Annotated in this window: 20 protein-coding genes; 12 read left to right on the top strand and 8 right to left on the bottom strand. The window is 62.8% G+C overall.

Translation table 11 applies throughout. The features are described 5' to 3' along the window. Nucleotides 1-39 precede the first annotated feature (39 nt). Genes JFC13_RS16825 through JFC13_RS16815 form a run of 3 tightly spaced genes read left to right on the top strand, consistent with a single transcriptional unit; the run spans nt 40 to nt 3591 of the window. Nucleotides 40-864, top strand: coding sequence for an IclR family transcriptional regulator (locus JFC13_RS16825; protein ID WP_198398206.1), 825 nt, complete (start codon nt 40-42; stop codon nt 862-864). Between the two features lie 40 nt (nt 865-904). Next, nucleotides 905-1873, top strand: coding sequence for an AAA family ATPase (locus JFC13_RS16820; protein WP_198398205.1), 969 nt, complete (start codon nt 905-907; stop codon nt 1871-1873). After that, nucleotides 1873-3591 carry a cobaltochelatase CobT-related protein gene (locus JFC13_RS16815; protein ID WP_198398204.1) on the top strand — a complete coding sequence of 573 codons (1719 nt, stop codon included), beginning with the start codon at nt 1873-1875 and terminating at the stop codon, nt 3589-3591. Before JFC13_RS16820 ends, JFC13_RS16815 begins: the two co-directional genes overlap by 1 nt. Before the next feature lie 136 nt (nt 3592-3727). On the opposite strand, the gene JFC13_RS16810 is transcribed toward JFC13_RS16815, so the two are convergent. From JFC13_RS16810 to JFC13_RS16785, 6 genes are all read right to left on the bottom strand, one after another. Then, nucleotides 3728-5299 (bottom strand): APC family permease, encoded by a 1572-nt coding sequence (locus JFC13_RS16810; RefSeq protein ID WP_198398203.1) that lies wholly within the window; start codon nt 5297-5299, stop codon nt 3728-3730. An 18-nt stretch (nt 5300-5317) separates the two neighbouring features. After that, entirely contained in the window at nt 5318-6436 is a 1119-nt protein-coding gene (locus JFC13_RS16805; RefSeq protein ID WP_232488730.1) for a phosphotransacetylase, read from the bottom strand. A 10-nt stretch (nt 6437-6446) separates the two neighbouring features. Next, nucleotides 6447-7838 (bottom strand): aspartate aminotransferase family protein, encoded by a 1392-nt coding sequence (locus JFC13_RS16800; RefSeq protein WP_198398202.1) that lies wholly within the window; start codon nt 7836-7838, stop codon nt 6447-6449. Between the two features lie 156 nt (nt 7839-7994). Beyond that, nucleotides 7995-9503 (bottom strand): MocR-like pyridoxine biosynthesis transcription factor PdxR, encoded by a 1509-nt coding sequence (pdxR, locus tag JFC13_RS16795; protein WP_198398306.1) that lies wholly within the window; start codon nt 9501-9503, stop codon nt 7995-7997. Nucleotides 9504-9515: 12 nt separating this feature from the next. Further along, nucleotides 9516-10412 (bottom strand): universal stress protein, encoded by an 897-nt coding sequence (locus JFC13_RS16790; protein ID WP_198398201.1) that lies wholly within the window; start codon nt 10410-10412, stop codon nt 9516-9518. A gap of 203 nt (nt 10413-10615) precedes the next feature. Continuing rightward, on the bottom strand, nt 10616-11431 hold the full coding sequence (locus tag JFC13_RS16785; RefSeq protein ID WP_198398200.1) for a MurR/RpiR family transcriptional regulator: 816 nt from the start codon (nt 11429-11431) through the stop codon (nt 10616-10618). A 254-nt stretch (nt 11432-11685) separates the two neighbouring features. Between JFC13_RS16785 and JFC13_RS19490 the strand changes: the two genes are divergently transcribed. From JFC13_RS19490 to JFC13_RS16755, 7 genes are all read left to right on the top strand, one after another. Further along, entirely contained in the window at nt 11686-13431 is a 1746-nt protein-coding gene (locus tag JFC13_RS19490; RefSeq protein ID WP_232488729.1) for an ABC transporter substrate-binding protein, read from the top strand. A gap of 7 nt (nt 13432-13438) precedes the next feature. Beyond that, on the top strand, nt 13439-14383 hold the full coding sequence (locus tag JFC13_RS16780) for an ABC transporter permease (RefSeq protein ID WP_332839453.1): 945 nt from the start codon (nt 13439-13441) through the stop codon (nt 14381-14383). After that, nucleotides 14383-15378 carry an ABC transporter permease gene (locus tag JFC13_RS16775; protein ID WP_101598523.1) on the top strand — a complete coding sequence of 332 codons (996 nt, stop codon included), beginning with the start codon at nt 14383-14385 and terminating at the stop codon, nt 15376-15378. Before JFC13_RS16780 ends, JFC13_RS16775 begins: the two co-directional genes overlap by 1 nt. Beyond that, nucleotides 15375-16223, top strand: a complete 849-nt coding sequence (locus JFC13_RS16770; RefSeq protein WP_198398198.1) for an ABC transporter ATP-binding protein — start codon at nt 15375-15377, stop codon at nt 16221-16223. The genes JFC13_RS16775 and JFC13_RS16770 overlap by 4 nt, the downstream gene beginning before the upstream one ends. Before the next feature lie 2 nt (nt 16224-16225). After that, a complete protein-coding gene (locus tag JFC13_RS16765) occupies nt 16226-17035 on the top strand; it encodes an ATP-binding cassette domain-containing protein (RefSeq protein WP_198398197.1) in 810 nt (269 codons plus the stop codon). A gap of 87 nt (nt 17036-17122) precedes the next feature. Beyond that, entirely contained in the window at nt 17123-18646 is a 1524-nt protein-coding gene (locus JFC13_RS16760) for a S10 family peptidase (protein ID WP_198398196.1), read from the top strand. 73 nt (nt 18647-18719) lie between these two features. Continuing rightward, a complete protein-coding gene (locus JFC13_RS16755; RefSeq protein ID WP_198398195.1) occupies nt 18720-20447 on the top strand; it encodes a DUF885 domain-containing protein in 1728 nt (575 codons plus the stop codon). A gap of 66 nt (nt 20448-20513) precedes the next feature. Here JFC13_RS16755 and JFC13_RS16750 read toward each other — a convergent pair whose 3' ends face one another. Next, entirely contained in the window at nt 20514-22019 is a 1506-nt protein-coding gene (locus JFC13_RS16750) for an amidohydrolase family protein (RefSeq protein WP_198398194.1), read from the bottom strand. Between the two features lie 169 nt (nt 22020-22188). Continuing rightward, nucleotides 22189-22959 carry an IclR family transcriptional regulator gene (locus tag JFC13_RS16745; protein WP_198398193.1) on the bottom strand — a complete coding sequence of 257 codons (771 nt, stop codon included), beginning with the start codon at nt 22957-22959 and terminating at the stop codon, nt 22189-22191. A 76-nt stretch (nt 22960-23035) separates the two neighbouring features. Between JFC13_RS16745 and JFC13_RS16740 the strand changes: the two genes are divergently transcribed. Both JFC13_RS16740 and JFC13_RS16735 read left to right on the top strand, forming a co-directional pair. Beyond that, nucleotides 23036-24016, top strand: coding sequence for a 2-dehydro-3-deoxygalactonokinase (locus tag JFC13_RS16740; RefSeq protein ID WP_198398192.1), 981 nt, complete (start codon nt 23036-23038; stop codon nt 24014-24016). Further along, nucleotides 24009-24623, top strand: coding sequence for a 2-dehydro-3-deoxy-6-phosphogalactonate aldolase (locus JFC13_RS16735; protein ID WP_198398191.1), 615 nt, complete (start codon nt 24009-24011; stop codon nt 24621-24623). Before JFC13_RS16740 ends, JFC13_RS16735 begins: the two co-directional genes overlap by 8 nt. Nucleotides 24624-24650 lie beyond the last annotated feature (27 nt).

Here is a 24650-nt window from a genome sequence, read left to right as displayed (position 1 = left end):
GAGGTGACGATGCCCGCAGGGGTTGGGAGGACGAGGAACATGGATGATGCAGCAGAGCCGATGACCGACGAGGGTCTCTCGATTGCCGGTGAGACTCCTGCACTGAGACTGGTGTCCCTCCTGGAATTCATCTCCACCCGAGACCAGATCTTCACGCTGCAGTCCCTGGTTGTGCAGACGGGCCTGCCGAAACCCACCCTCCATCGCATGCTCCAGCAGCTCGAGGGTGCAGGGCTGCTGACTCGGCACAGCGATGGTCGCCACTACGGCACGGGGGCACGACTGAGACGGATGGCAGAGGATGTCCTGCTCAACGATTCTCGGCAGGGGGCAAGGCGGATGATCCTGACGCAGCTGGCCGAAGACGTCGGCGAGAGCTGCAACCTCACCGCTGTCTCCGGCAATGACGTCATCTACCTCGATCGCGTGGAGACCTCCCACCCGCTGAGGGTGCATCTCGAGGCCGGCAGCCGGGTGCCCATCCATGCCTCGGCGAGCGGGAAGATGATCACCTCGCAATATGGAGACACCCCTCGTCGTCGGCTGCTCACCAGTGGGCAGCTGAGAGCCTTCACCGCGAACACCGTCACTGACCCGGACGTGCTGGATGAGGAACTCGGCTCGGTCCGTCAGCTCGGCTACGCCCTCGACCGGCAGGAGTACCTTGAAGGACTCGTCTGCTTGGCAGTGCTCATCCCCACAGACATCGGCCGCTCGAATCAGGCCCTGGCAATCCAGGCTCCCGTGATCCGCAAGTCGATCGACAACCTCGTCGAACTCTTGCCGGTGGTTCGCGCCGCAGCGAAGCGCATGGCTCTTCTCAACGAGATCGATCGCGAGGATGCGATCACATCCTCGGCCTGAACCTCAGACACACACTGACTGCGAAAGGACGGCGCATAATATGGCCGACGATTCAACGATGGCCGACAAATCAACGATTCGAGACATGTTCGGCATCGATGCAGACATGCCGGTGCCCGTTCTCGACGACGACAGTGACCTGGTTCCGGACATCGATGAGAACTACCGGTTCGATCCACAGGTCACCCGAGCCGTTCTTGCAGGGTTCGCCCATGGCTCGCGAGTGCTGGTCCAGGGCCTGCACGGGACCGGGAAGTCGACTCACATCGAGCAGATCGCGGCGCGTCTGAACTGGCCGCTCATGCGCGTCAACCTCGACGGACAGATATCGCGCGCCGATCTCGTGGGCAAGGACCAAGTCGTCATCGAAGACGGTCAGCCTCGCACAGCTTTCGAGGAAGGAGTCATCCCCCATGCGCTGACCCGGCCGATGGCTCTCGTCTTCGACGAATACGATGCGGGTCGACCGGAGGTCATGTTCATCATCCAACGCCTGCTCGAACGCAACGGGCTGTTCACCCTCACGGAGCAGAACCGGGTGATCCGTCCGCATCCGAAGTTCCGTCTCTTCGCCACGGCCAACACCGTCGGGCTGGGCAACATCAACGGTCTCTACCACGGAGTCAACCGGCTCAACCAGGCTCAACTCGACCGCTGGAACATCATCGCCTCACTTGACTACCTCGACCCCGACGAAGAGTTCCTCGTCGTCACCGGGCAGGTGCCCGAAGCCGCGGATGCTGTCGGCACCGACGGAGTGCGGACGATGATCGAGGTGGCGGCGCTGACGAGGAGCGGATTTGCCGCCGGGGACGTGTCCGCACTCATGTCGCCGCGCACGGTCATCTCCTGGGCTCAGAACTCGGTGATCTTCGGCGACGTCGAACTCGCCTTCAGATTCTCCTTCCTCAACCGCTGTGATCCCTCCGAGCACCCACTCGTCGCGGAATACTATCAGCGCTGTTTCGGCGACGAGCTGCGCGTCAGTGACGTAGCAACGGCAAGCTGATGGCCGAGCTCGGATCGCTGTCGTCCGAGGGCCGCTCCCACCGGGAGGAGGCCATGCTGGAGAGGCGTCTGGCCTCGGTGTTCAGGGCGCTGAGCGGCGATCCCCGAGTCGATCTGTGGGCCCATCGCCCCGTCGATTCTCGAGGGATGCTGCCGATGAACGCCCCTCACCTCTACCCGAATCCGCGCACGGCCGGTCTCGACTCGCTGCGAGGAGCCACGGATGCGATGGCAATGCGCCGGAGATTCAGCGACCTGGAGGTGCACCGAGCACTGCTGCCCGATGCCAGAGAGGAACGTCTCCTCGTCGAGATCCTCGAACAGTGTCGGTGCGAGTCCTTGGTCGTGCAGTCGGGAGTCCGGGCCAATCTGTCGCTGCGCCATGCCGTCTGGCGCAGCGAGTACCTGCGCAGCCGACTCCATGAGACCCATCTGGGCATGCTGCTGTTCACCGTCATCCTCATCACTCGGGCCGCCCTGACTCGCGAGCCGATCACACCTGTCGAGTCCGACCTCATCGAAGAGGCCCGATTCGAACTTTCGGCCGATCTGGGTCCGTTCCTGCCATCCCTGAAAGCGACATGTCACGATCAGTATGCCTTCGCGAAGGTGGCCCGTGACCTGGCCCGCACGATCGCCGGTCGGATCACCGCTCTCGAAGATCGGGAGAGCACACGGACCGGAGCGCGCGAACGTCGAGTGAGCGCGAACCTGCCCCTGGTCTTCGACGTCAGTGAGGAGCTGTTCGCCCCTGCCCCGGATTCGAGGAGCGGACGCCTCCATGTCGCTCACGGGTATCGCATCTGGGATACGAGTTTCGACAGGACATCCCACATCACCGATCTGGTCAGGGCCGAGAGTCTGCGCAGCGGTCGTCGTACGATCGCCGAGGAGGCTGCCCGGCTCGCGGTGCCGCTGGCTCCCGTCGTCACCCGCCTGCACAGTGTCATCGACGATGTCACCGATGTCCACGAGGCAGTCGCTGCCGATGAAGGCATCCTGGATTCCTCCCGGCTGACACGGCTGCTGACCTCTCCCGGAGACCCCCGGGTGTTCCGCGGACGTTCGCAGCGGGCCGAAACGGACTGCGCCGTGACCTTCCTGCTCGACCTCTCGGGGTCGATGAAACCGCATTCGGCCCGGCTCGGTGCGCTCCTCGATGTCATCGTCACCGCCCTCGACCGGCTGGACGTGAGCACGGAGATCCTCGGATTCACCACGAATGCGTGGAGCGGCGGCCGCCTGCGACGGGACTGGAAGAAGGCGGGATCTCCTGCCGGTCCCGGCCGCCTCAACGAGGTTCATCACATCGTGGTCAAGGCAGCACACTCCTCATGGCGCCGCTCACGGACCCACCTAGGTGGGATCCTCAAGACCTCGCTGTTTCGTGAAGGCATCGATGCCGAGGGCCTGCGATGGGCCGTCGATCGGCTGCGCAGCCAGCAGGCGGCGAAGTCCGCTGTGATCGTCATCAGCGATGGACTGCCTGCCGATTCGGCTACCGGCGAGGCCAACGACGAGCACTTTCTGGCCCGCGACCTCGAGGCGACGGTGGCCCGTCTGCGCCGAGCCAGCGACATCGGAGTCATCGGAGTCGGCGTCGGCACTGACCCGAGCCTCATCTATCCCGTCGGCGTCGAAGTTGACCCTGAGGACGTGGGGAACGCGGCATCAGTACGTGCAGTCGTCGACGCTCTCCGCAGTGTCCTCAGCCGTTGAGCGTTGAGGCTTCAGTCGGTGAGACCCCGGCAGCTGCATATAGAGATGATCGGCTCCGCTGCACACAGAGACGATCGGCCCGTTGCGAAGTGCAGCGGGCCGATCTCATCCCGTGGGAATTTTCCGCATACGCGGTTCAGTTCTCCGTTGTCAGCGCCCCCTCGCGACGCATCTCGGCACGTTCGCTGAATCGGGTGACGGCTGGACGGACGTCACCGAGAACGAGACGATCGACTTGGTGGTCGGTGAGCTTCCTGTTGTGGCGGATGCGTGAGAGGAAGAAGACGATGCCGATGGCGATCCACACAGCCAGGGCGATGAGCGATTCCTTGCCCAGCGCACCGGGAGAGCCCGGGATGAGCAGAAGGAGCATGAAGATGATCGCAATCACCGCGCCCACACCGGACAGAACCTTCTTCGTCGTCGAATACATGCCCGGCAGAGCCTCGGGATCCTGTGCCTCACGGGTGGGACGGAAGATTCTGAAGGCACACAGGCAGGTGTAGAGGTAGGCGATGGTCACACCGATTGACGACATGTCGACGACCCAGGTCAGTGCCGCACGGCCGAACCACGGGCTGATGAGGCAGACGATCAGCACGGCGATGATCCCGATATGCGGTGTCTTGTACTTCGGATGCAGCCGAGCGAAGATGGGCGGGATCATCTGGGCACGGCCCATGGCCATGAGGACTCGGCTGGCGGAGACGTAGAAGCCGTTGAGACCGGTGCTTACGCCCATGGTGATCGCGACGGCCAGTAGGAAGAGCCCTGAGCCGCCGATGACGCCGGTGACTGCATCGGCCGTGCCCCATGCGGAGCCCGAGTTCGCCAGTGCCTGCCAAGGTTCGGCCATCGACACCGAGACCAGCATCGCCATGTAGAGGGCTGCGGCGGTGACGATCGCGAGCACGATGAGGCGGAGAGCTTTGGCAGGGGAGAAGTCGAACTCCTCGGCGGCCTGTGGGACGTTGTCGAAGCCGATGAACGCCCAGGGGGCGATGGCGACGATCGCGATGATCGCAGCCACCGGGTTGACTCCGTCGGGCAGCGCCGGCGACATATTGCCGAAATGCGTCGTCGGGCTGGCAATGACTGAGATGATCATCGCCGCGACCGCAATGATCATGAGCACACAGGCCCAGAACTGAATCCGGCCGGACAGGGCAGTACCGCGGATGTTGAGGACAGCGAAGACGACGAGCGCTGTGACGGAGATGATGATCTCCGGCAGATAGACGTCCCAGCCTGCCACGGTGTAGAGATAGCCCTGTTCGATGACCGAGGGCATGATCTTGCGGAACAGCAGAGCCAGCGCCGAAGCGTTGAGCGCGACGATGCAGACGTAGCCGAGTGTGAGGAACCACCCGGCGAAGAATGCATGGACGCGTCCGTAGCCGATGAGGGCATAGGCCAGTTCGCCTCCGGAGACCGGGAAGGTGCGGATGAGGAATCCGTAGCTGACGGCGATGATGAGCATCAGCCCGGCGCCGATGGAGAACCCGAGCAGGGTTCCCAGCGGTCCTCCCATCGCCAGCCAATCGGTCGGAAGGATGAAGGCACCCCAGCCGACTGCGGAGCCGAGTGCGATGGCGAAGACCCAACGCGGTTTGAGCGTCTTCGCCATCCTCTCGGGTTGTTCGCCGTGACCGGGATCAGACGGTGTGGTCGCGACGTGCGGAGTTGGGTTCTCTATTGATTTCGACATGGCACCTAACTTTCGTCACTACTCTGTGAACGTGGGTTCCGTGGTAAATTCTCGGCCCGGCTGCTGAGTCGCTGGGGCCGTGGTGAGTGCCTGCAGGCACGTGATGAGGCCGACGTTGACGATGTCGGAGACGCTCGCCCCGCGGGACAGGTCGTTGATCGGAGCGGCCAGACCTTGAAGCAGCGGCCCGAAGGCGTGCGCCCCGGCGAGGCGCTCGGCGATCTTGTAACCGATGTTGCCGGCGGCCAGGTTCGGGAAGACGAGCACATTTGCGTGTCCCGCGACCGCAGAGTCCGGAGCCTTCGACTTCGCCACCGATTCGACGATCGCGGCATCGAACTGCAGTTCGCCATCGACATCGAGTTCGGGACATGTGCGCCGGATCCGCTGTGTGGCCAGACGGACTCTGTCGATGTCCGTGTGTTGGGCAGATCCGGCCGTGGAGAAGGAGAGCATCGCCACCGAGGGAGAGGCTCCGGTGATAGCGGCGAAGGTCCGGGCAGTGGCGACGGCGATCGCGGCGAGCTGTTCGTCATCGGGCACAGGAATGACGGCACAGTCTCCAAATCCCAGATACCGCCCATCCGTCAGCTTCATGAGGAACGATGAACTGAGGACCGTCGAATCCGCAGCCAGCCCGACAATCGCCAGCCCGGCTCGGATGACATCGGCCGTCGGACGATCCGCACCGGCGACAGCCGCCTCGGCGGCACCTTCTGCGACCGCTGCGGCGGCGAGGAAGACGGGATCGTTGAGCCACTGGTCGGTGAGATGGCGATGCTTTGTCTCCGTCTTGCGCCGAATGCGTTCGCCAGCAGCTCCGGCTGCGAGCGCGGCGGGATCTTCCACGCTCCATCCGTCGACTCCCGTGATGCTGAGGCTATCGCCGCGACCCAGGACCTCATCTCGGTTGCCGATGAGGACGGGACGCAGCCCCGCCTCGGCGAGGACACCGGCAGCACGAAGGATGCGGTCATCGTGAGTCTCCGCGAGAACCACTCTGGGGCGGGGTCCGCTTCCGCACAGTCCGAGTACCCGCTCGAGCAGCATCGGGTCGACCTCGACCTCGTGAGGGTCGGGCTCGGGAAGTGCCGTGACGGGGTCCGTCTGCCTGTGTGCTGCCGGTGTCTTCAACATGGTGCGATCCTCAGACTGCCGCCGACAGTGCCGAGACACCGACGCGTTTGTCGACGGCTCCCATGACGTGATCGACCTTGTCGAGCAGGTCGTCGAGAACAGCTTGGTCGGCCACCAGCGGGGGTGAGAGGACGAGCATCGTCGCACCGCGGTTGTCCGGGCGGGTGATGAGGCCGACTTCCTTCATTGCCTTCGGGATCACCTCGGTGAGCACCGACTGGGACGCTTCGGGACTCAGCTCGGTTCCCGTGTCGCGGTCGGCCATCATCTCGATGGCGTAGAAGAACCCGGCGCCGCGGTATTCCTTGATGCACCGGTAGGAGTCGGTGATCCGGTCGAGCCCGTTCTGGAAATAGGGTTCGAGGCTGCGGACATTGCCCGGCACGTTCTCATCGGCCAGAGCCGTGAGGTTCGCTGTGGCCACTGCTGTCGCCACGGGGTGGCCGCCCCAGGTGGCACCATGGGTGAACGCCCCGGCATCGGGGGAGTCGAGCAGAGCATCGGCCAGTGGCTTGCGGATGATGACTCCGCCGAGGGGCAGGTAGCCGGAGGTGGATCCCTTCGCGAAGGTGATGAGATCCGGGACGACGTCGAACTTGATCGAGCCGAACCATTCGCCCAGCCGTCCGAAGCCGGTGATGACTTCGTCGGCGACGAGGAGGATTCCGTGCTCGTCGCAGATCTTCCGCAGCTCCTGCCAGTAGCCAACGGGCGGGACAAGAGCCCCGCGTGAGTTCTGCACGGGCTCGGCGAACAATGCTGCGAAGGTGTCGCCGCCTTCGCGTTCGATGAGTTCTCTGATGGCCTGGATTGAGGGAAGATCGGCAGCGGTGCCGCCTGCCGGGACCTCTTCGCCGAGCGTGTTGGGCACGTGGAAGACTCCCGGCATGAGGTCGCCGAAGGGCTCCTTGTACGCCGGAATGCCGGTGACTGCGAGAGCACCGAGCGTTGTTCCGTGGTAGGCCATGTTGCGGGCGATGATCTTCGTGCGTTCGGGCTGTCCCTGGGAGCGGTGGTACTGGCGGGCGAACTTGATGGCCGATTCCACGGCTTCGGAACCGGAGTTGACGAAGAAGACGGTGTCGAGGTCGCCGGGTGCGTGGCCGGCGATGAGAGTGGCGGCATCCACGGCTGCCGGGTGGGCTGAGCCCCAGTTCGTCCAGTACGCCAGTTTGCTCATCTGCTCGTAGGCGGCCTTGGGGATGTCCTGTCGTCCGTGGCCGATGTTCACACAGAACAGTCCGGCCAGTCCGTCGAGGTATCGATCGCCTCGTTCGTCGGTGAGGTAACTCCCGTTGCCCTCGACGATGATCGGAAGACTTTCGTCATTCCACACCTTCCCGGTGGTGAAGTGGGGGAAAAGATGCTGCTGGGCACGATTTGCATAGTCCGAGATCGTCACGCGAACCCTCCATTCTCACTTTCGGGTCGGGTACGTCGAGGCGTCCCGACTCCGGCACTCCGTCTTTGGTGTGCTTGTCATCACTCTCTCGGCAATCTGGCTCCCGTAGAAGTCCCAGTCCGTTGCGAGTTCTTTGGTACCAGAGGGTTCGAGTGATCAGGCCTGGGAGAGGACCGAGTCGATGGCCTCACTGAGGTGGCGGACTCCGGGGGCGATGGCATCGAGGTCGATGGCGGCGAAGCCGAGGCGGAAGAAGTTGAGATTGTTCTCTGGCGAGAGGAAGAAGGGATCGCCGGGTTCGATGACGACGCCTCGGCGCAGGCATTCTTCGGCCAATTCGCGGCAGTCGAGCTGCGACGGGGCCTGGATCCAGATGCTGACGCCTCCGGCCGGGAACGGCACGGTCCAGGGCAGGTGCTCCTCAAGCGCGCTGGCCAGAGTTTCCCATTTCTTCCGCAGCTGGGTTCGTCGGCGTGCGATCGTGCGGTGGAATTGTCCGGAGTCGATGAGCAGCGCCATTGCCCGCTGAGTGTGGCCGGGGACATGGCGGATGGAATAGCGCCGGTGGGTCCGCATGCGTTCGATGAGCTCCGGCTCCGCAACGATGTAGCCCAGCCGGAGTCCGGGGGCGAGGAACTTGCTGAAGGACCCCAGGTAGATGACGTGGTCGGAATGGGGGAGCGCCTTGAGCGCAGGGGTGGGTTTGCCTCTGTACCGGAACTCGGAGTCGTAATCATCTTCGATGATGAGTGAGTTCGTCTCTCGCGTGTGTGTCAGCAGCTGCAGTCTGCGGGAGGGGTCGAGAGTGACGTTCGTGGGGCTGTGGTGGCTCGGGGTGACGTAGACAAGGTCGAGCGGTAATTCGGGCGGGATCATGCCTTGGGCGTCGACAGAAAGGGGAATCAATTGGCCGCCGACACGGGCGAAGGCGTGTTTGGCATCGACATAGCCGGGGTCCTCCACGCCAACGGTGGTGTCGGGACCGACGAGCAGCTGGGCCAGTAAGTCGAGCCCCTGTTGGGATCCTGCTGTGATGAGCACATTCTCGGGGGTGACATGGATGCCGCGGCTCGGCAGCACGCGCTGGCACAGCAGTTCGGTCAGCAGCGGGTCGTCTTCGTCGATGGCGTCGCGGACGGAGAACGGCAGATGCTCAGGCTCCATGGCTGTGCGCAGAGCCCGGGCCCAGGCGAGCCGGGGGAACTCCTCCGGATCGACCTGACCGGCGACGAAGGGGTAGGGATAGGACTGCCAGTTCTTCGTCTTCGTGATCTCGGGTAGGTTCCGGTCCGGGATGGGACGGATCTTCGACCCCCAGTCGATGGATCCGTCGGAAAGGCGGGCCCTGACGTGATTCTTCGGTCCGTCATCGAGCAGCGTGGTGTTGATGAAGTGCCCGCTGCGGGGACGGGCTTCGATGAGTCCGGTGGCGACGAGCTCTTGGATCGCGGCGTTGACCGTATTTCGGGAAAGCCCGAGCTCATTGGCCAAGTCACGTGAAGAGGGCAGCGCGACGTCGGGGTTGAGCACTCCGGACAGAATTTGATGCTCCAGGGCACGGCGCAGCTGTCGGTAGAGTGGTTCACCTGACTCGAGCGAGATCTCGATTGGGGATCGGGCCGGCGGGCTATGCGTGGATTCTGGATGGTCGTCGTGGGAAGTGATGTCTGCACCAACTCAGATGGAGAAGTCTTTGTCGGGGGTGACATCGGGCGCAGGATAGCGCGGGACGACGACCATCGGAACCGGCAGACTGCGAAGCATCTTATTGGCTGTCGTACCGAGGAAGATCGACTGATGCCGGGCCAGCCTGCTCGAACCGATGACGACGATCTCCCCGTCGTCCCAGGTCAGTTTCTCGATGGCCGACTCGATGGATCGACCATGTGCGACATCGACCATGACCTCGGTGGCATCGTCGACGGTCTGGGAGGCATGAAGGAGCAGCTTCTTCGCATGTGCGCGGGCGGCGTCGGCGGTCTCGACGGCTCCGGAACGGGCGTCGAGGCCGATGAGTGAGATCAGCCGCAGTGGGACGTCATGGCGGACTGCGGATTGGATTGCGACGTTGAGGGCAACCTCGGCGCCGGGGCGCATACCCAGGGCGCAGGTGAGCCGAGTCAGACGGCTGGGCGGCAGGTAGCCCGAGGGAGCCAAAGCGACCGGCACAGGGGAGGAGTGGAGGAGTGCGTTGGCCACCGACCCGACGGTGAAGCCGCGCAGCGGGCCGTGGCTGGCCGCGCCGACGACGATGAGATCACAGGGTCGTGCCGTGGCCGTCTCGATCAGCCCGGCGGCCATGGATTCGGCGAAATGGATCGATGTCGTCGACCGGATGGTCTTCGGGATGAGATCATGTGCCTTCGCCATCCATTGCTCTGCTTCGTCAAGGCAGAGGCTTTGGTACTCCCTCTCCTGCTTCGAACCTGCCTGGTCGGGAGGAACACCGCGGAGTACGTGGACCAGGTCGAGTTCGACGGGATGATGCGCAAGCGTCGACTGGGCAAGTGTGAGGGCGAGCGACACGGCGTCGCGTCCACGCTTGTCCATGGTGATGCCGACGACGTATCGCATACAGTCTCCTTCGACCGGAATCGTTCCGCAGGCTGGCGAAGCTTTCCCATTGACTATATGACAGTCGAACGTAGGCGAACAAAGACTGATTCACTTGCGAGACCGCCACTGTCCGCGATCTCGGAAATCGCCGATATCTCCGGGAATCCGTTCTGTTTCCTGCCGACTCGATGTGCTGCTGGGGTTCTTGACACTCAACGTGCTCAGTCGCTGATGACGGCTTGAGTGCGCGACCACATGGTCTGCAGTTCCTCGAGCATCGCGGCAGAATGCTGTGTGTCGACGTTCGCAATCGCACCCACGATGCTCTGAGCGACACTGACGGCGCAGGTCACTGATGCCATCGGGCCGAGGCCTTCGGAGGGGACAAGGATGAGCTGGTCAGCAAGTTCGGCCAGGTGTGAATGTTGGTCGGCAATGACGATCAGTCGCACACCCCGTTCTTTGGCGATCTCACACAGCGGAACGATGCTTGAACTGGTTTTCCAGATCGAGAAGGTCAGCAGGCAGTCTCCTGGCTGCAGTAGGCGAATGTCGTTGATCATGCTTGTCGTCGAACCATCGCTGAGTGAGACGTTGTAGCCCAGCCCTTGAGCATTGTGAGACAGGACTGCCCCCGGAGCGACGTAGGCGCCAGTGGCAAGTACCTTGGTCGATCGCGATGAAGCAATCATTTCGGCAATCGTGCTGACCGTCTCGTCGGTGAGTGTCTCTGAGAGCAGGCCGAGAAGCTCGCGGTCCTTGCCGATCGACTTCACCGCTCGTCCGCTGCCGGCTCCGGTGTTGCGTACGAAGTGTTTGTCAGCATCCAACGAAGAAAGAAATCGATTCCGAATCTCAGTCGACAGTTCCGACCACCCGGTGAAATCGATTGCTTGCGCAGCCCGGACAACTGTTGCGACGTTGACACCAGCCACAGCGGCGAGAGCTGCAGCGCTGCAGTACGAAGCTCTTTCGGGATCCTCGGCAATCGCCTTGAGTACCGCCGTTGTCCCGGGGGACAGTTTGTGCTGAGACATGAGGTGCTCTAGCCATGTCGCGATGATTCCCACTTTGAATCTCCTATTGCAATGAACGTTGCGATCTGATTGTATACGAGGTGTGGTTTAGATCACTTGAGGGATGGCTTGGAGCTTAAATCGCTACGTTAATCGCTAGTAACAGAGGCGACGTCGGGAATAGGATCTGCAACAGATACTGCAGACGTGCGGTGTGCGGTCACTCGCGGACTCTGAACCACGCATCATGACGGAACAGTCGAAGGAGACTTTTCATGAACAAGCGAGCTATGTCGATGGTTGCGATCGCCGCTGCTGCCACGATGCTTGTGAGCGCCTGTGGAAATGGGAGTTCGAGTAAGGGCGGGGACACTCAATCGGTCGTCGACGATAAGACGGGTTTCGCCTCGTACACCGGTGATCCGCAGAAGGGCGGCATCGTCGAAGTGCTGGGTGGGGTCGATTTTTCCCACCTGGATCCTGCCATGGGCAGCGACGGCAACGTCCTCAACCTCTACAACCTCCTCTATCGCAACCTCACGCAGTACAAATACAACCGCGAATCCGGAGAACTCGAACTCGTGGGAGATCTGGCTGAAGGCACCGGAACCTCGAACGATGATGCGACTGAGTGGACTTTCAAGCTCAAGGAAGGCATCACCTTCGAGGACGGATCCCCGATCACTGCCGAGGACGTGAAGTTCGGTTTCGAGCATGCCTTCGACCCGTCGCTGGCCATCGGCCTCGACTACCTGCAGAACTACGTCAAAGGCGCCAAGGACTACGAAGGTGTCTTCGAGGACCCCGAAGGCCTTGATTCGATCAAGGTCGTCGATGATCGGACGATCACGATCGAGACGAATGAGCCGATGGCGGACTTTCCAGACGTCGTCGCTACCGCACCGGGAGCCCCTTTCCCGAAGGATAAGGTGACCACGGTCGACCAGATCCAGAAGGATCCGATCTCGTCGGGGCCGTACAAAGTCGACGAGTACAAGCGCGGCGAGTCGCTGACCCTGGTCCGCAATGAGAACTGGAACGCCGAGACCGACGACATCCGTCCGGCCTATCCCGACGGCTACAAGTTCACAGTCAGCCTCGATCAGAACACGATCGATCAGCGGATGATCTCCGGTCAAGGCGACGATGCCAACGCGGTCTCGGCGTCGACCAACCCGGTGGTCGCGGCCAACCTCGCGAAGATCACCCAGGATCCCAAGCTCTCTGAGCGCACGGTTCAGAGCATACCCTCCTGCAACTACTTCATGGTCATGAACAACACCAAGGAGTCACTGGGGGATAAGAAGGTCCGACAGGCCATCAACTGGGCTGTGGACAAGTCGAGCGTGGTCAACGCCAGCGGTGGCCCACAGTTGGCCGATGTCGCACCGAACCTGCTGCTGCCCAGCGTTCCGCAGTATGACGACACCGACCCCTATGCCACCGAGGGAAACACGGGCGATCCCGAGAAGGCCAAGGCTTTGCTCAAGGAAGCAGGCGCGGAGAACCTCAAGCTGACCATGGATGTTCGTGCACTGCCGATGTGGCAGGCGCAGGCAGAAGCGGTGCAGCAGTCGCTGAAGAAGGTCGGCATCGAGGTCAAACTCAACGTCATCGACCAGGCGAAGTTCTACGAGGTCCTGGCCACACCGAGCCAGCAGAACGAGCTCGCGATCACCGGCTGGTGCTCCAATGGCTGGTTCTCCGGCGAACCGCTGTTGGGACCCCTGTTCGACGGTGAGCGAATCACGAAGACCGGCAACCTCAATCAGTCCCAGATCGATGATCCGAAATTGAACAAGGCCCTCGCCGAGGCGGCAGTCATGCCCGATCTCGACGACAAGACAGCGGCCTATGCCGAGATCAACGAACAGGTCCTCGAGCTCGCTCCCGTCGTTCCCCTGGTCCGCCCGCGCCCTCTGCAGCTCGTCGGTTCGAACGTCGGCGGAGCGTTCGCCAATCCGTCCAAGACCGGATACATCGACTACTCGCAGCTGGGGCTTCTCAAGCCGGAAGGATAGTTCACTCGTGACTGCTTCGCTTTCGAATCAGGTCGAGGAATTCGGTCGGCCCGGCCCGGGGGAGGATTTTTCCCCCGGGCCGGGAACCCTGAAGAGGATCCTGCGCAAACCGACAGTGATTCTGTCCACAGGGTTCCTCGTCTTCATCGTTCTCCTTGCGATCTTCGCTCCGCTCATTACTCAGCTCTCCGGCTACAGCCCCTACGAATTCGACGAAGGAGCCGTGGACCCGGCACTGGGTGGGTTGCCGCACGGGCAGTTCGGTGGCATCAGTGCCGAGCATTGGATGGGAGTCGAACCCCAGAACGGCCGTGACATCTTCGCTCGGATCGCCTACGGCGCGCGCGTCTCGATGCTCATCGGTATCGGCGCAACCGCGATCACCATGGTCATCGGCGTGGTCATGGGCGTGATCGCCGGCTTCCTCGGCGGGTTCGTCGATGCCGCGATCTCCCGGGTGACGGACTTTCTCATGGCGTTTCCAGCACTGATCTTCATGATCGCAATCCTCTCGGCCCTGCCGCAGGGGAACCGTCCTTTGCTCCTCGTCCTCGTCCTCAGTCTGTTCTCCTGGCCGGCCACGGCCCGCGTGATCCGCGGCCAGACTCTGTCTCTGAAGAATCGTGAATTCGTCGAGGCGGCCCGGACATCGGGTGCCGGCTGGGTTCCGCTGGTGTTCCGCGAAGTGCTTCCCAACCTTTCGGGAACCATCGTCGTCATGGCCACGCTGGCGGTGCCGACGTTCATCGCCACCGAGGCCGGCCTGTCCTTCCTCGGAGTGGGCATCACTCCACCCGATCCTTCGTGGGGGCAGATGATCGCATCGGCGGTGACCTGGTACTCCAGCGATCCGATGTTCTTCGCCATACCGGGTATGTTCCTGTTCCTCACAGTGCTCTCGTTCACCGTGCTCGGTGACAACCTCCAGAAGATCTGGGCGGGAGGACTCTGATGGCCATCTATCTCGTCAAACGATTGTTCGCGGCGCTGATCATCATGCTGCTCGTCGTGTTCTTCACCTTCGTCATCTTCTTCCAACTCTCACCGGATCCGGCCGCCAGCATCTGCGGGCAGACCTGCACACCGGAGAGGATCGAGGCGATCCGGGACCAATTGGGACTGAACGAACCGTTCTTCACTCAGTTCTTCACGTTCCTCGCCGCAATCTTCGTCGGCCGCGATTACGGTTCGGGTGCCTCGGTGGTCCACTGCAACGCCCCGTGCATCGGGTACTCGTTCCAGACCAACCAGGATGTCCTGCAGGGGATCGTCGATCGTCTGCCGGTCTCGGTGACCATTGCCGTCGGTGCCGCGGTCCTGTGGCTGCTCTCCGGTGTGGCCGCGGGCGTGATCAGCGCTGTGAAGGAAGGCACCTGGTGGGATAAGGGAGCGATGATGTTCGCCCTGGCCGGGATCTCCCTGCCGAACTACTTCGTGGCCTTAGTCCTGCAATACCTCCTCGTCGTGCAGCTCCAATGGCTGCCGTTCCCGACGGTGGTCCCGTTCACTGACAGTCCAGTGCAGTGGTTCCAGGCCTACCTCATGCCGTGGATGGTGCTTGCGCTCATGTACGCGTCGATGTACGCGCGGCTGACCCGGACCAATGTCATCGACACCATGGGAGAGAACTTCATGCGCACGGCCCGTGCCAAGGGCCTGGGACGCAGCGCCGTCCTCATCCGGCACGGACTGCGTCCGTCATTGACCCCGATCGTCACACTCCTGGGCGTCGACTTCGCCACATTGCTGGGCGGAGCCCTCATCACCGAGACGGTCTTCGGACTCAACGGCGTCGGCCGGTACGCCTACGACGCGATCGCCGTCAACGATCAGCCCGTGATCATGGGTGTGACGCTTGTGGCCGCCTTTGCCGTGATCATCGCCAACATTGTGGTCGACCTGCTCTACCGGGTGCTCGACCCCCGAGTGAGAGTGAGCACCTCATGAGCGCACATCCGTCGAGAGCTGCAAGTGACGCTCCGGTCCTGTCTGTGCGGGATCTTCGCATCGAATTTCCGCTCGGCGTCGTCGTCGACGGAAGCTCGTTCGACATCGCACGGGGCCAGACGATGGGACTGGTCGGCGAATCAGGGTCGGGCAAGTCGATGACCTCACTGGCGATCATGGGTCTTCTGCCGAAAGAGGCGACGACAACAGGGTCGGCGCGATTCCACGGAAACGAACTGCTCCATCGGTCCGATGCCTCAATGCGGCGGACCCGCGGCGACCAGATCGCGATGATCTTTCAGGATCCTCTGTCCTCGCTCAATCCCTACTACACGGTCGGCTTCCAGATCGCCGAGGCCTACCGTGCTCATAAGGGAGGCACGAAGGCAGCGGCGATGAGGAAGGCCGCCGAGGCGATGGATCGAGTGCGCATCCCCGACGCCGCCGGCCGCGTCGGACACTACCCCCATCAGTTCTCCGGGGGTATGCGCCAAAGAGTGATGATCGCGATGGCGCTCGTGTGCGAACCCGACCTCATCATCGCCGATGAACCGACAACGGCCCTTGACGTCACCGTCCAAGCCCAGATCCTCGATCTGCTCGCTGAGGTGCAGGAGATGACGCAGGCGGCGATGCTGTTCATCACCCACGACCTGGCCGTCGTCAGCCAGATCTCCGACCATGTGACGGTGATGCGGTTCGGCCGGACTGTCGAACAGGGCACTGCGGAGCAGATCTTCTCGAGCCCGCGCAAGGACTACACCAGAGCGCTGCTTGCCGCGACACCGCGTCTCGACGACGTCGTCGATCTTCCCGAGCCCATTCTTACGAAAGGGGGCGAGTGAGCATGAGCGACATCGCCACGCCGCTGCTGGCGGCCAAGGACCTGAGCAAGGAGTTCCGCACTGGCCGCAGAGAGACATTCACTGCGGTCGAGGGAGTCTCCTTCGATGTCCACCGGCGACAGACGCTGGGCATCGTCGGAGAGTCCGGTTCGGGAAAGTCGACCACGGCGCGGATGATCGCACGCCTCATCGATCCTACGTCCGGGTCTGTGGAGTTCCAGGGTGAGGAGATCACCCAGCATTCGGGTGCGTCACTGCGGGACTTTCGCAGCGGCGTCCAGATGGTCTTCCAGGATCCGTACTCCTCGCTCAACCCGCGTCACACCGTCGAAGAGGTGGTGTCGGCACCCCTCCGCTATCAGAAACGGACGGCCGCGGGTGGCTGCCGGAGCATGGTCAAGGCGGCGATGGAGCGAGTCGGACTGAACCCCGATCACTCCACTCGCTATCCGCGCCAGTTCTCCGGAGGGCAGGCCCAACGCATCGGCATCGCTCGCGCCCTCATCGTCGAACCGAAGCTCGTCATCTGCGACGAGGCGGTCTCCGCCCTCGATGTGTCGGTTCAGGCGCAGGTGCTCGAGCTGTTGGTCGACCTGCAGCGCGAACGCGACATCTCCTACATCTTCATCGCCCACGATCTGGCGGTTGTGCGACAGATCGCCCACAAGGTTGCCGTGATGCAGAAGGGCCGGATCGTCGAGCAGGGGCCGCGGGACGAGATCTTCGATGACCCGCAGCACGAATACACGAAGGCCCTGCTCGCCTCGGTCCCGAGCATCGATCCCCGCTGGGACGCGGGCCGGCGTTCCTGACCGATACAACCACCTCGGCGGTCAGCATCGTCACCGACCACCGAATCTCCACCATCTCCACACACAGGGAAGGACCTCAACCCAATCATGTCTGACACACAGACTCAGTCACAGCCCACGAATCAGCCGGCGGACCCACCGCAACCGGTCGATGACTTCGTCACCACTGTCCATGAGCTACAACTGCCCGACGGCTTACTCCGGTATCGGGCCCAGGCGGGCCGGATGGTCATCGGCTCCGAAGTCGTTGAGGACGGAGTGTTCGCCGGCCTCAAGCCCAAGGCACAGATCTTCCTCACCTCCTACACCGCCATCACTGAGGGCACCGACGACGGTCAGGATGCTCAGCGTCCTGTCGTCTTCGTCTTCAACGGAGGCCCGGGATCGTCATCGGCCTGGATGCACATCGGCCTCTTCGGTCCACGGCGGGTGGTGGCCAACGACGTCAATGATCGCACCCCGCCGCCCTACGGTCTCGTCGACAATCTTGAGACGACTCTGGCTCACGCCGATCTGGTCTTCATCGACCCGGTGACCACGGGATACTCCCGCACCGCAGAGGGGGAGAAGCCGGAGGACTTCCACGGGTTCACTGGGGATCGCGACGTCGTCGGCGAGGCGATCCGGCTGTGGCTGACACGGAACAATCGGTGGATCTCACCGAAGTTCCTCGCCGGGGAGTCCTACGGAACCACCCGTGCTGCGGCCCTGGCCGGACATCTGGCCAAACGACATGGGATCGCCTTCAACGGCATCCTCCTCATCTCGGCCGTCCTCGATTTCGCCACGATCGATTTCGCGGAGGGCAACGAAGCGCCCTACATCCACTACCTGCCGACGTTTGCCGCCATCGCGCACTATCACGGCAAACATCCGGGGCGCGAGCTCGAAGATGTCGTCGCAGAGGCGACGGATTTTACCCATGGGGACTTCAGCCAGGCGCTTGCGCGCGGACACCGGCTCGAGGCCGCCGAACACTCCCGGATAGCTGCGAAGCTGGCCGAGCTCATTGGGATCGATGAGAAGTTCGTCCGGTTGGCCGACCTTCGCATCGACGAGTTCACCTTCTTCACCGAACTGCTCCGCGATCAGCGACTGCGCATCGGTCGCTTGGATTCCCGCTTCACCGCGCATCCGGGGAAGGTGGCCTCCGAGGTGCTGGGCGACGACCCTTCGTATCCGGCGATCCAGTATCCCTACACCGTGGGCATCAATCATCTGCTGCGTGCCGAACTCGGATACGAATCGGACCTCACCTACGAGGTGCTGACATCCAGAGTCCATCCATGGTCGTACAAGGAGTTCGAGAACTCCACCGTCAACACTGCCGAAGATCTCGCTTTCGCGATGCGCATGAATCCGCATCTCAAGGTCTACGTGGCTTTCGGGTATCACGACTCGGCGACGCCGTTCGCCGCCTCGGAGCATGTGCTTGCGCACCTGCGCATTGCCGATGAGTCCCATGATCAGATCGTTCGTCGCTATTACCCGGCCGGGCACATGATGTATGTCGACCAGCAGGTCCGGGTCGAGCAGCTGCGCGATATCGCAGACTTCGTCGCTTGGTCGATCGGAGACGGTGCCAAGCCTGAGTCGAACCAACCCATCTGAGCCGGACGGTCTCGCGCACCGAGCCGGTCGGCAACACGCCAAGACGATCATCATCGAGAACAGGAGAATCGACGTGCCCGAGAGCCATCATCGAGGCAGCTCACATGCAAGGGCGTCAGCCGAAGGCAGGAAGCTTGCCAACATCATCAATGCGGAGTGGACGTGGAGAGAGGCCGAATTCGGGTCACTGTCTCAGAAGGCCTCCGTCGTCGACTACTTGCCGGATGTCGGTGAGGCCTCGCAGTTGCGTCGGCAGCAGATGTGGGAAAACACGCTCGGCAAACTCGATTCGGTCAGTACCGATACTCTCACTGTGGAGGAGACTATCGACTTCGAGGTCTACCGCCAGCAGTTGGTCACCTTGGTCGAGGCGCAGAGATACCGGATGTGGGAGAGACCGGCAACGGCGGATTCTGCCTTCTGGCGCACGCTCGCCTTCGACGCCTACCGTCTTGTGTTTGAAGACGTCGGTTCGGCTCGGGCATACATCAGCTTGCTCGGCGACATTCCACGGTTCTTCGATCAGCAGATCGAGAACATGAGGGCCGGGGTGGCTCGAGGCTTTGGGCCGGCCAGGGTGTGCATGAGCGGACGAGAGGAACCGGTGCGGGTCGTCGCCGAGACCGAGGACGTCACCGAGCTGTCGTTCTTCGGACCGTTCCGAAGAATCCCGGCGGTCGTGCCCGAACAGGTTCGAACCGAACTCCACGCGGCGGCCGCTCAGGTGCTCTCGGCCGAGGTCGTGCCCGCTTACCGGAAACTTCTTGACTTCCTGACAACGGAGTATCTGCCCAATCTGCCCGAATCGATCGCCGCGGTCGACCAGCCGGATGGTCTCGAGTTCTACCGGTCCCAGATCAGGGAGTATTCGACGACGGATCTCAGCCCGCAGCAGATCTTCGACCTCGGACAGGTCGAAGTGAAGAAGATCCGGGAGGAGATGGAGGACGTCGCCGTCGAACTCGGCTATCCCGACGACCTGCCGGGCCTGTTCGAGTTCATGCGCACGAGTCCGCAGTTCTATGCAGCGACTCCTCGTCAACTGTTGTCCGAAGCCGCATACACGTGCAAGGCTTTCGACCGGGTGGTCCATCAGTACTTCGGGCGTCTGCCGCAGCAGCGCTTCGCCATCATGGAGACACCGGCGGAGATCGCGAAATTCGACACGTTCGGCCGGGGTGCTCCCGACCGGTACCTGCTCAACACGTACAACTTGCCGGCGCGACCACTGTATTCCCTGCCGGCACTGACCCTGCACGAATCTGCGCCCGGACATTCGTTCCAGATCTCGCTAGCTGAGGAGCTCGAGCTCGCCGACTTCCGTCGGCTCTACATCTCGGCCTTCGGCGAGGGCTGGGGCCTCTATACCGAACGCCTCGGCGATGAGATGGGGATGTACGAGACGCCGTTCGAACGCATGGGTATGCTGTCGTTCCAGATGTGGCGGGCCGCGCGCCTCGTCGTTGATCCGGGCATGCATGCGCTCGGGTGGAGCCGGGAGCAGGCGCAGGACTTCCTGCGGGACAATACGGCGATCGCCGAACATGAGATCGTCACGGAGATCGACCGGTACATCTCCTGGCCCGGGCAGGCCACTGCCTACTACCTCGGGCAACTGACGATTCAGCAGCTGCGGCAGGAGGCCGAGGAGACGCTGGGCGAGGACTTCTCGATCAGGGACTTCCACGACACGGTGCTCGGGATGGGCAGCGTCCCGCTCACTGTGCTGCAGGCACACGTGCGCGCAGCTATCCGCTCGGCAGCCGCCGATCGGCAGGCTCAGGCGGCCCCCGGACACTGAGGATCTCGCCTCTTTTAACGTCGACCCCGGTCGGATCTGAGTCCGGCCTGGGTCGAGCCATGTCGCTCAGTGCTGCCCCGCTTTCTCCTCGGCGACCATCGATTTCACGTCCTCGCGGAGTTCCCGGGCGTCGTAGACGATGCCCGAGCGCAGAGTGAAGTCGACTCCGCCGACGCGGTTGATGCCGGACTCTTCGGCGCGGAGATGACCGTGGCCGTAGAGGACCTTGAAGTTGCTCAGGGGGTTGTCCTTGACGATGAGCAGGTCGGCGATCTTGCCGGGTTCGACGGAGCCGAGCTCGTCGTCGATGCCGAGAAGCGCGGCGCTGCTCAGCGTGGCGGCGCGGACGACTTCGAGGGGGTGGAACCCCGCTTCGAGGAGGAGCTCAAGTTCTTCGATGAGGCCGAATCCGAAGACCTTGTAGATGAAACCGGAGTCCGACCCGGCCGTGACCAAGCCACCAAGATTCTTGTAGTCGTTGACGAAGGACATCCATTTGACGTAGGCGTGGCGCCAAGCGATCTCGTCCTCGCTTGTCCAGTCGCCCATGTAGGAGCCGTGTTTGTCGGCCGAGGGCTGGAAGAACTCCCACAGAGTGGGGGAGGTGAAGTCGGAGTGCCATTCGGAGGTGCGCACTCGGGCGGCGTCGCGGGACCCGATGTAGATGTTGAATGTCGGGCTCAATGCGGTTCCGAGTTCGAGGAGCTCCGCGAGGGTCTCGTGCCAGGCGCTGCTGCCGCGCTCGGCGGTCTGCAGCCACAGGTGGGCGCCTTGGCTGAAGCGCTGGGGTTCGCTGTTGTGGTTGTAGTCGGTGGGCACGTGCTGGAGCGTGCGGTCGCGGAACATCGCCTCGGGGATGCCGTACCAGTGTTCGATGCTGTTCAGTCCCCACCTCGCCGAGGTGAGGGCGTTGACCTGCGCGGCTCGGCGCTGATCGTGGTGGCAGGCGGTCCGCAGACCACGTGCTTGTGCCGCTTCGACGGCGGCACCGAAAACAGTGGGGGAGGTGCCGAAGAACTTCACTCCGTTCGCTCCGCGGTCGGCGACCTCATTGACCCACGCGGTTGCCTCGTCAGCCGTGACCGGGGTGGGCCCGTCGAGGGTTCCGGCACGCAGTGCGGGATAGATGTGCAGGCGCGGGGCCGCGATTTCGTTGGCTGCGGCTCGTCGGGCCTCGGAAACGGTCCAGTCGAGGCCGTTGAATGCACCGAGTTCGCGGATGGTGGTCACGCCGTGGCCGAGCCAGAGTTTATAGACATAGTCGGCGTTCGGTGCCTGCTCGGGTTTGCCGATGTGGGCGTGGGAGTCGATAAGCCCCGGCAAGACGTAGGAGCCGTTGAGGTCCATGACTTCGGCGCCGTCGGTCGAGGGACGTTCGGTGAGGCTGCTCGCCCCGTTCGGTTCCCAGATTCCGGTGATCCTGTCGTCTTCGATCAGGATGTCTGCTGGCCCGTATGGGGCAGCGCCGGTTCCGTCGACGATCATGACATTGCGGAGGATGAGCCTGGGGTAGGGTCCCGATCCGGTGCTCCGGGTGGGGGCGGCGATCTGGCCAGTGGATCCGAGCGTCATTGGCGGTCTCCTCAGTGGTTGTGGGTACGAGTGGTGCGCTCTTCGCTGAGCTTGTTCAATACTCGCTCAGGCTAACGCGACAGTCAGCGTCTTGTGCAGATCAACCGGGATGTAGGACACAAATGCTCCATGCGACTAGAACGCGCCTGACCTTCACGCCCGAATTCGATCACCGGAACCCCAGCTTCACCGAGATCTCCCGCGCCGCAGACTTCATCACCGGCACAAGTGCCTGCATCCGTTCCTTCGGCATGTAGGGACGAGTAGCCGACAGCGAGACTCCTGCGACAATGCTTCCGCTGCCGTCCCGAATGGGAGCGGCCACGCACCGGATCCCTGGTTCGTTCTCCTCGAGGTCGAGCGAGGCACCATCGTGGGTATAACCCTGCATCCGTTTGACGAAGGCCTCGACTGCGGCTGAGTCTGCACCTGGATTCTCCGCCAGGAAGATCCGCTCCCATCGGTTCTCCTGTCCGAGCAGCAGCGCCTTCCCGACACCGGTGCGAGTCATTGGCATGCGGTGGCCGATGCGAGAGCGCATCTCAGCACCGCGCGTCCCGGGGATCTTGTGGAGGTAGAGCACCGACTCACCATCCTCGACCGAGAGATGAATCGTATCCTGGGTCCGCTCCGCAAGAGCATCAAGGCTCTCCCGGGCGACCACCGGCAGCGGATCCTGATTGAGTGCAGTGAAGCCGAACTCGATGAGAGTAGAACCCAGACGAAACTCGCCCGGTGAACCGTGCCTCAGATAGCCCATGTGCACCAGTAGCTGGATCATCCTGTGCGCACTCGATCGACCGATTCCCGTGGCGTCGACGACGGACTTCAACGTGGTGGACCCATGGGCGACTGCGCTGACGATCTGTAGCCCTCTGGCAAGGGTCTGAGTGCCCTGGGGAATCGCATTGCTGACAACGGTTCCAGATTCTTCGATCATCGCCCCAGTATGTCACTTATCCCACATATAGGGACACTGGTGGCGCATGATGGAACGCCTGCCCATAGTGGCTCTTATGGCAAAACTGGCAACAACCGAGGCCCCGCAGATGATCGGCCTCGACTGGGGGACGAGCTCACTGCGAGCCTTCCTCATTGGCAGCGACGGAGGCGTCCTCGCTGAACGCAACGGATCAGACGGGATCATGGCCGTCGGTCCGGATACCGGCGACCTCAAAGGTGACTTTTCCCGGCTCGCTCACGCCGCCATCGGCGACTGGCTCAGCGATCACGGCCACCTCCCTCTCCTCGCCTGTGGAATGATCGGTTCGACCCAGGGAATCGCCGAGGCGGGCTACCTCGACCTGCCCACCGAACTTTCTGCTCTGGGCGGGCATCTGACCTCAGTCGAACTGACCATCGGCGAACTCCACATCGTGCCCGGACTGCAGAAGACATCGACCGAAGCGACTGCCCCCGATGTCATCCGCGGAGAGGAGACCCAACTGCTCGGTCTGCTCGATGCAGAGCAGGCCGACGCGACCACGGTGATCCTTCCCGGCACGCACACCAAATGGGTGAAGTGCCAGGGCCAGCGCGTGACTGATTTCTCCACCTCGATGAGCGGAGAGATGTTCGGTCTTCTGAGCACCTCGTCGATCCTCAGCCGTCTGGCCGAATCCACCGATGACTTCCACCCCGACGTCTTCGACTGGGGACTGAGCGTCGGCGCTGACGATCCCGCCGCGCTCATCTCCTCGATCTTCTACGCACGCACCTGGGCCCTCGACGGACGACTGCACGCCGAGGAGGTCAACGACTACCTCTCGGGAATGCTCATCGGCGCCGAGGTTGCCGCCCAGCTCACGACAACAGCCGGCTCTGACGCCCCCGTCATCGTCTGTGGAACCGCGGACCTGACGATGCGATACTCACGCGCCCTCCTTCGACACGGGCGACAGACGACAGAAGCGGATCCGCGTGCTGCTGCCGCTGGACTCTTCCGCATCGCCGAACAATCCGGCCTCGTGCCGACCAAGGAGAACACCAATGACTGACACAGTTCCCACCGGCCTCATCGCCATCCTCCGCGGGGTTCGCTCCGACGAGGTCCTCGACATCGCCGAGGGCATCGTCGCTGTCGGATTCTCCGCCATCGAAGTTCCGCTCAACTCACCGGACCCCTTGATTTCGATCGAGGCGTTGGTCAATCGATTCGGTGATGAGGTGGAGATTGGTGCTGGCACGGTTCTCACCGCACGGCAGGTCCGCGACTGCAAGCGAGCCGGTGCCCGCATCATCGTCGCACCCGACACCGATACCGAAGTCATCCAGACCGCGCTCGGGTTGGGGCTCACCCCGTACCCGGGAGCCGCGACCCCGACCGAGGCGTTCGCTGCCATCAAGGCAGGCGCCACCAAGGTCAAACTCTTCCCATCCTCGGCCGTCGGGATCAGCGGGATGAAGGCGTGGAGCGAGGTTCTTCCTGCCGGCACCGAGCTCTATCCCGTCGGGGGAGTGGGACCCGTCAACGCTGCCGAGTGGCGGAACGCCGGTGCTGCCGGCCTGGGCCTCGGTTCCTCCCTCTATCGCCGAGGTGACCGCCCCGAAGACGTACATGACCGGGCCGAGGCGATCGCCTCGGCGTGGGCACAGGCCCACTGAACCCAACGACGACAAGCAAATGACTAC

The sequence above is a fragment of the Brevibacterium antiquum genome (genome assembly GCF_016107655.1).
Taxonomy (GTDB): Bacteria; Actinomycetota; Actinomycetes; order Actinomycetales; family Brevibacteriaceae; genus Brevibacterium; species Brevibacterium antiquum.
The sequence above is the reverse complement of the archived record's forward strand: the minus strand, read 5'-3'. Positions and strand labels throughout refer to the sequence as shown.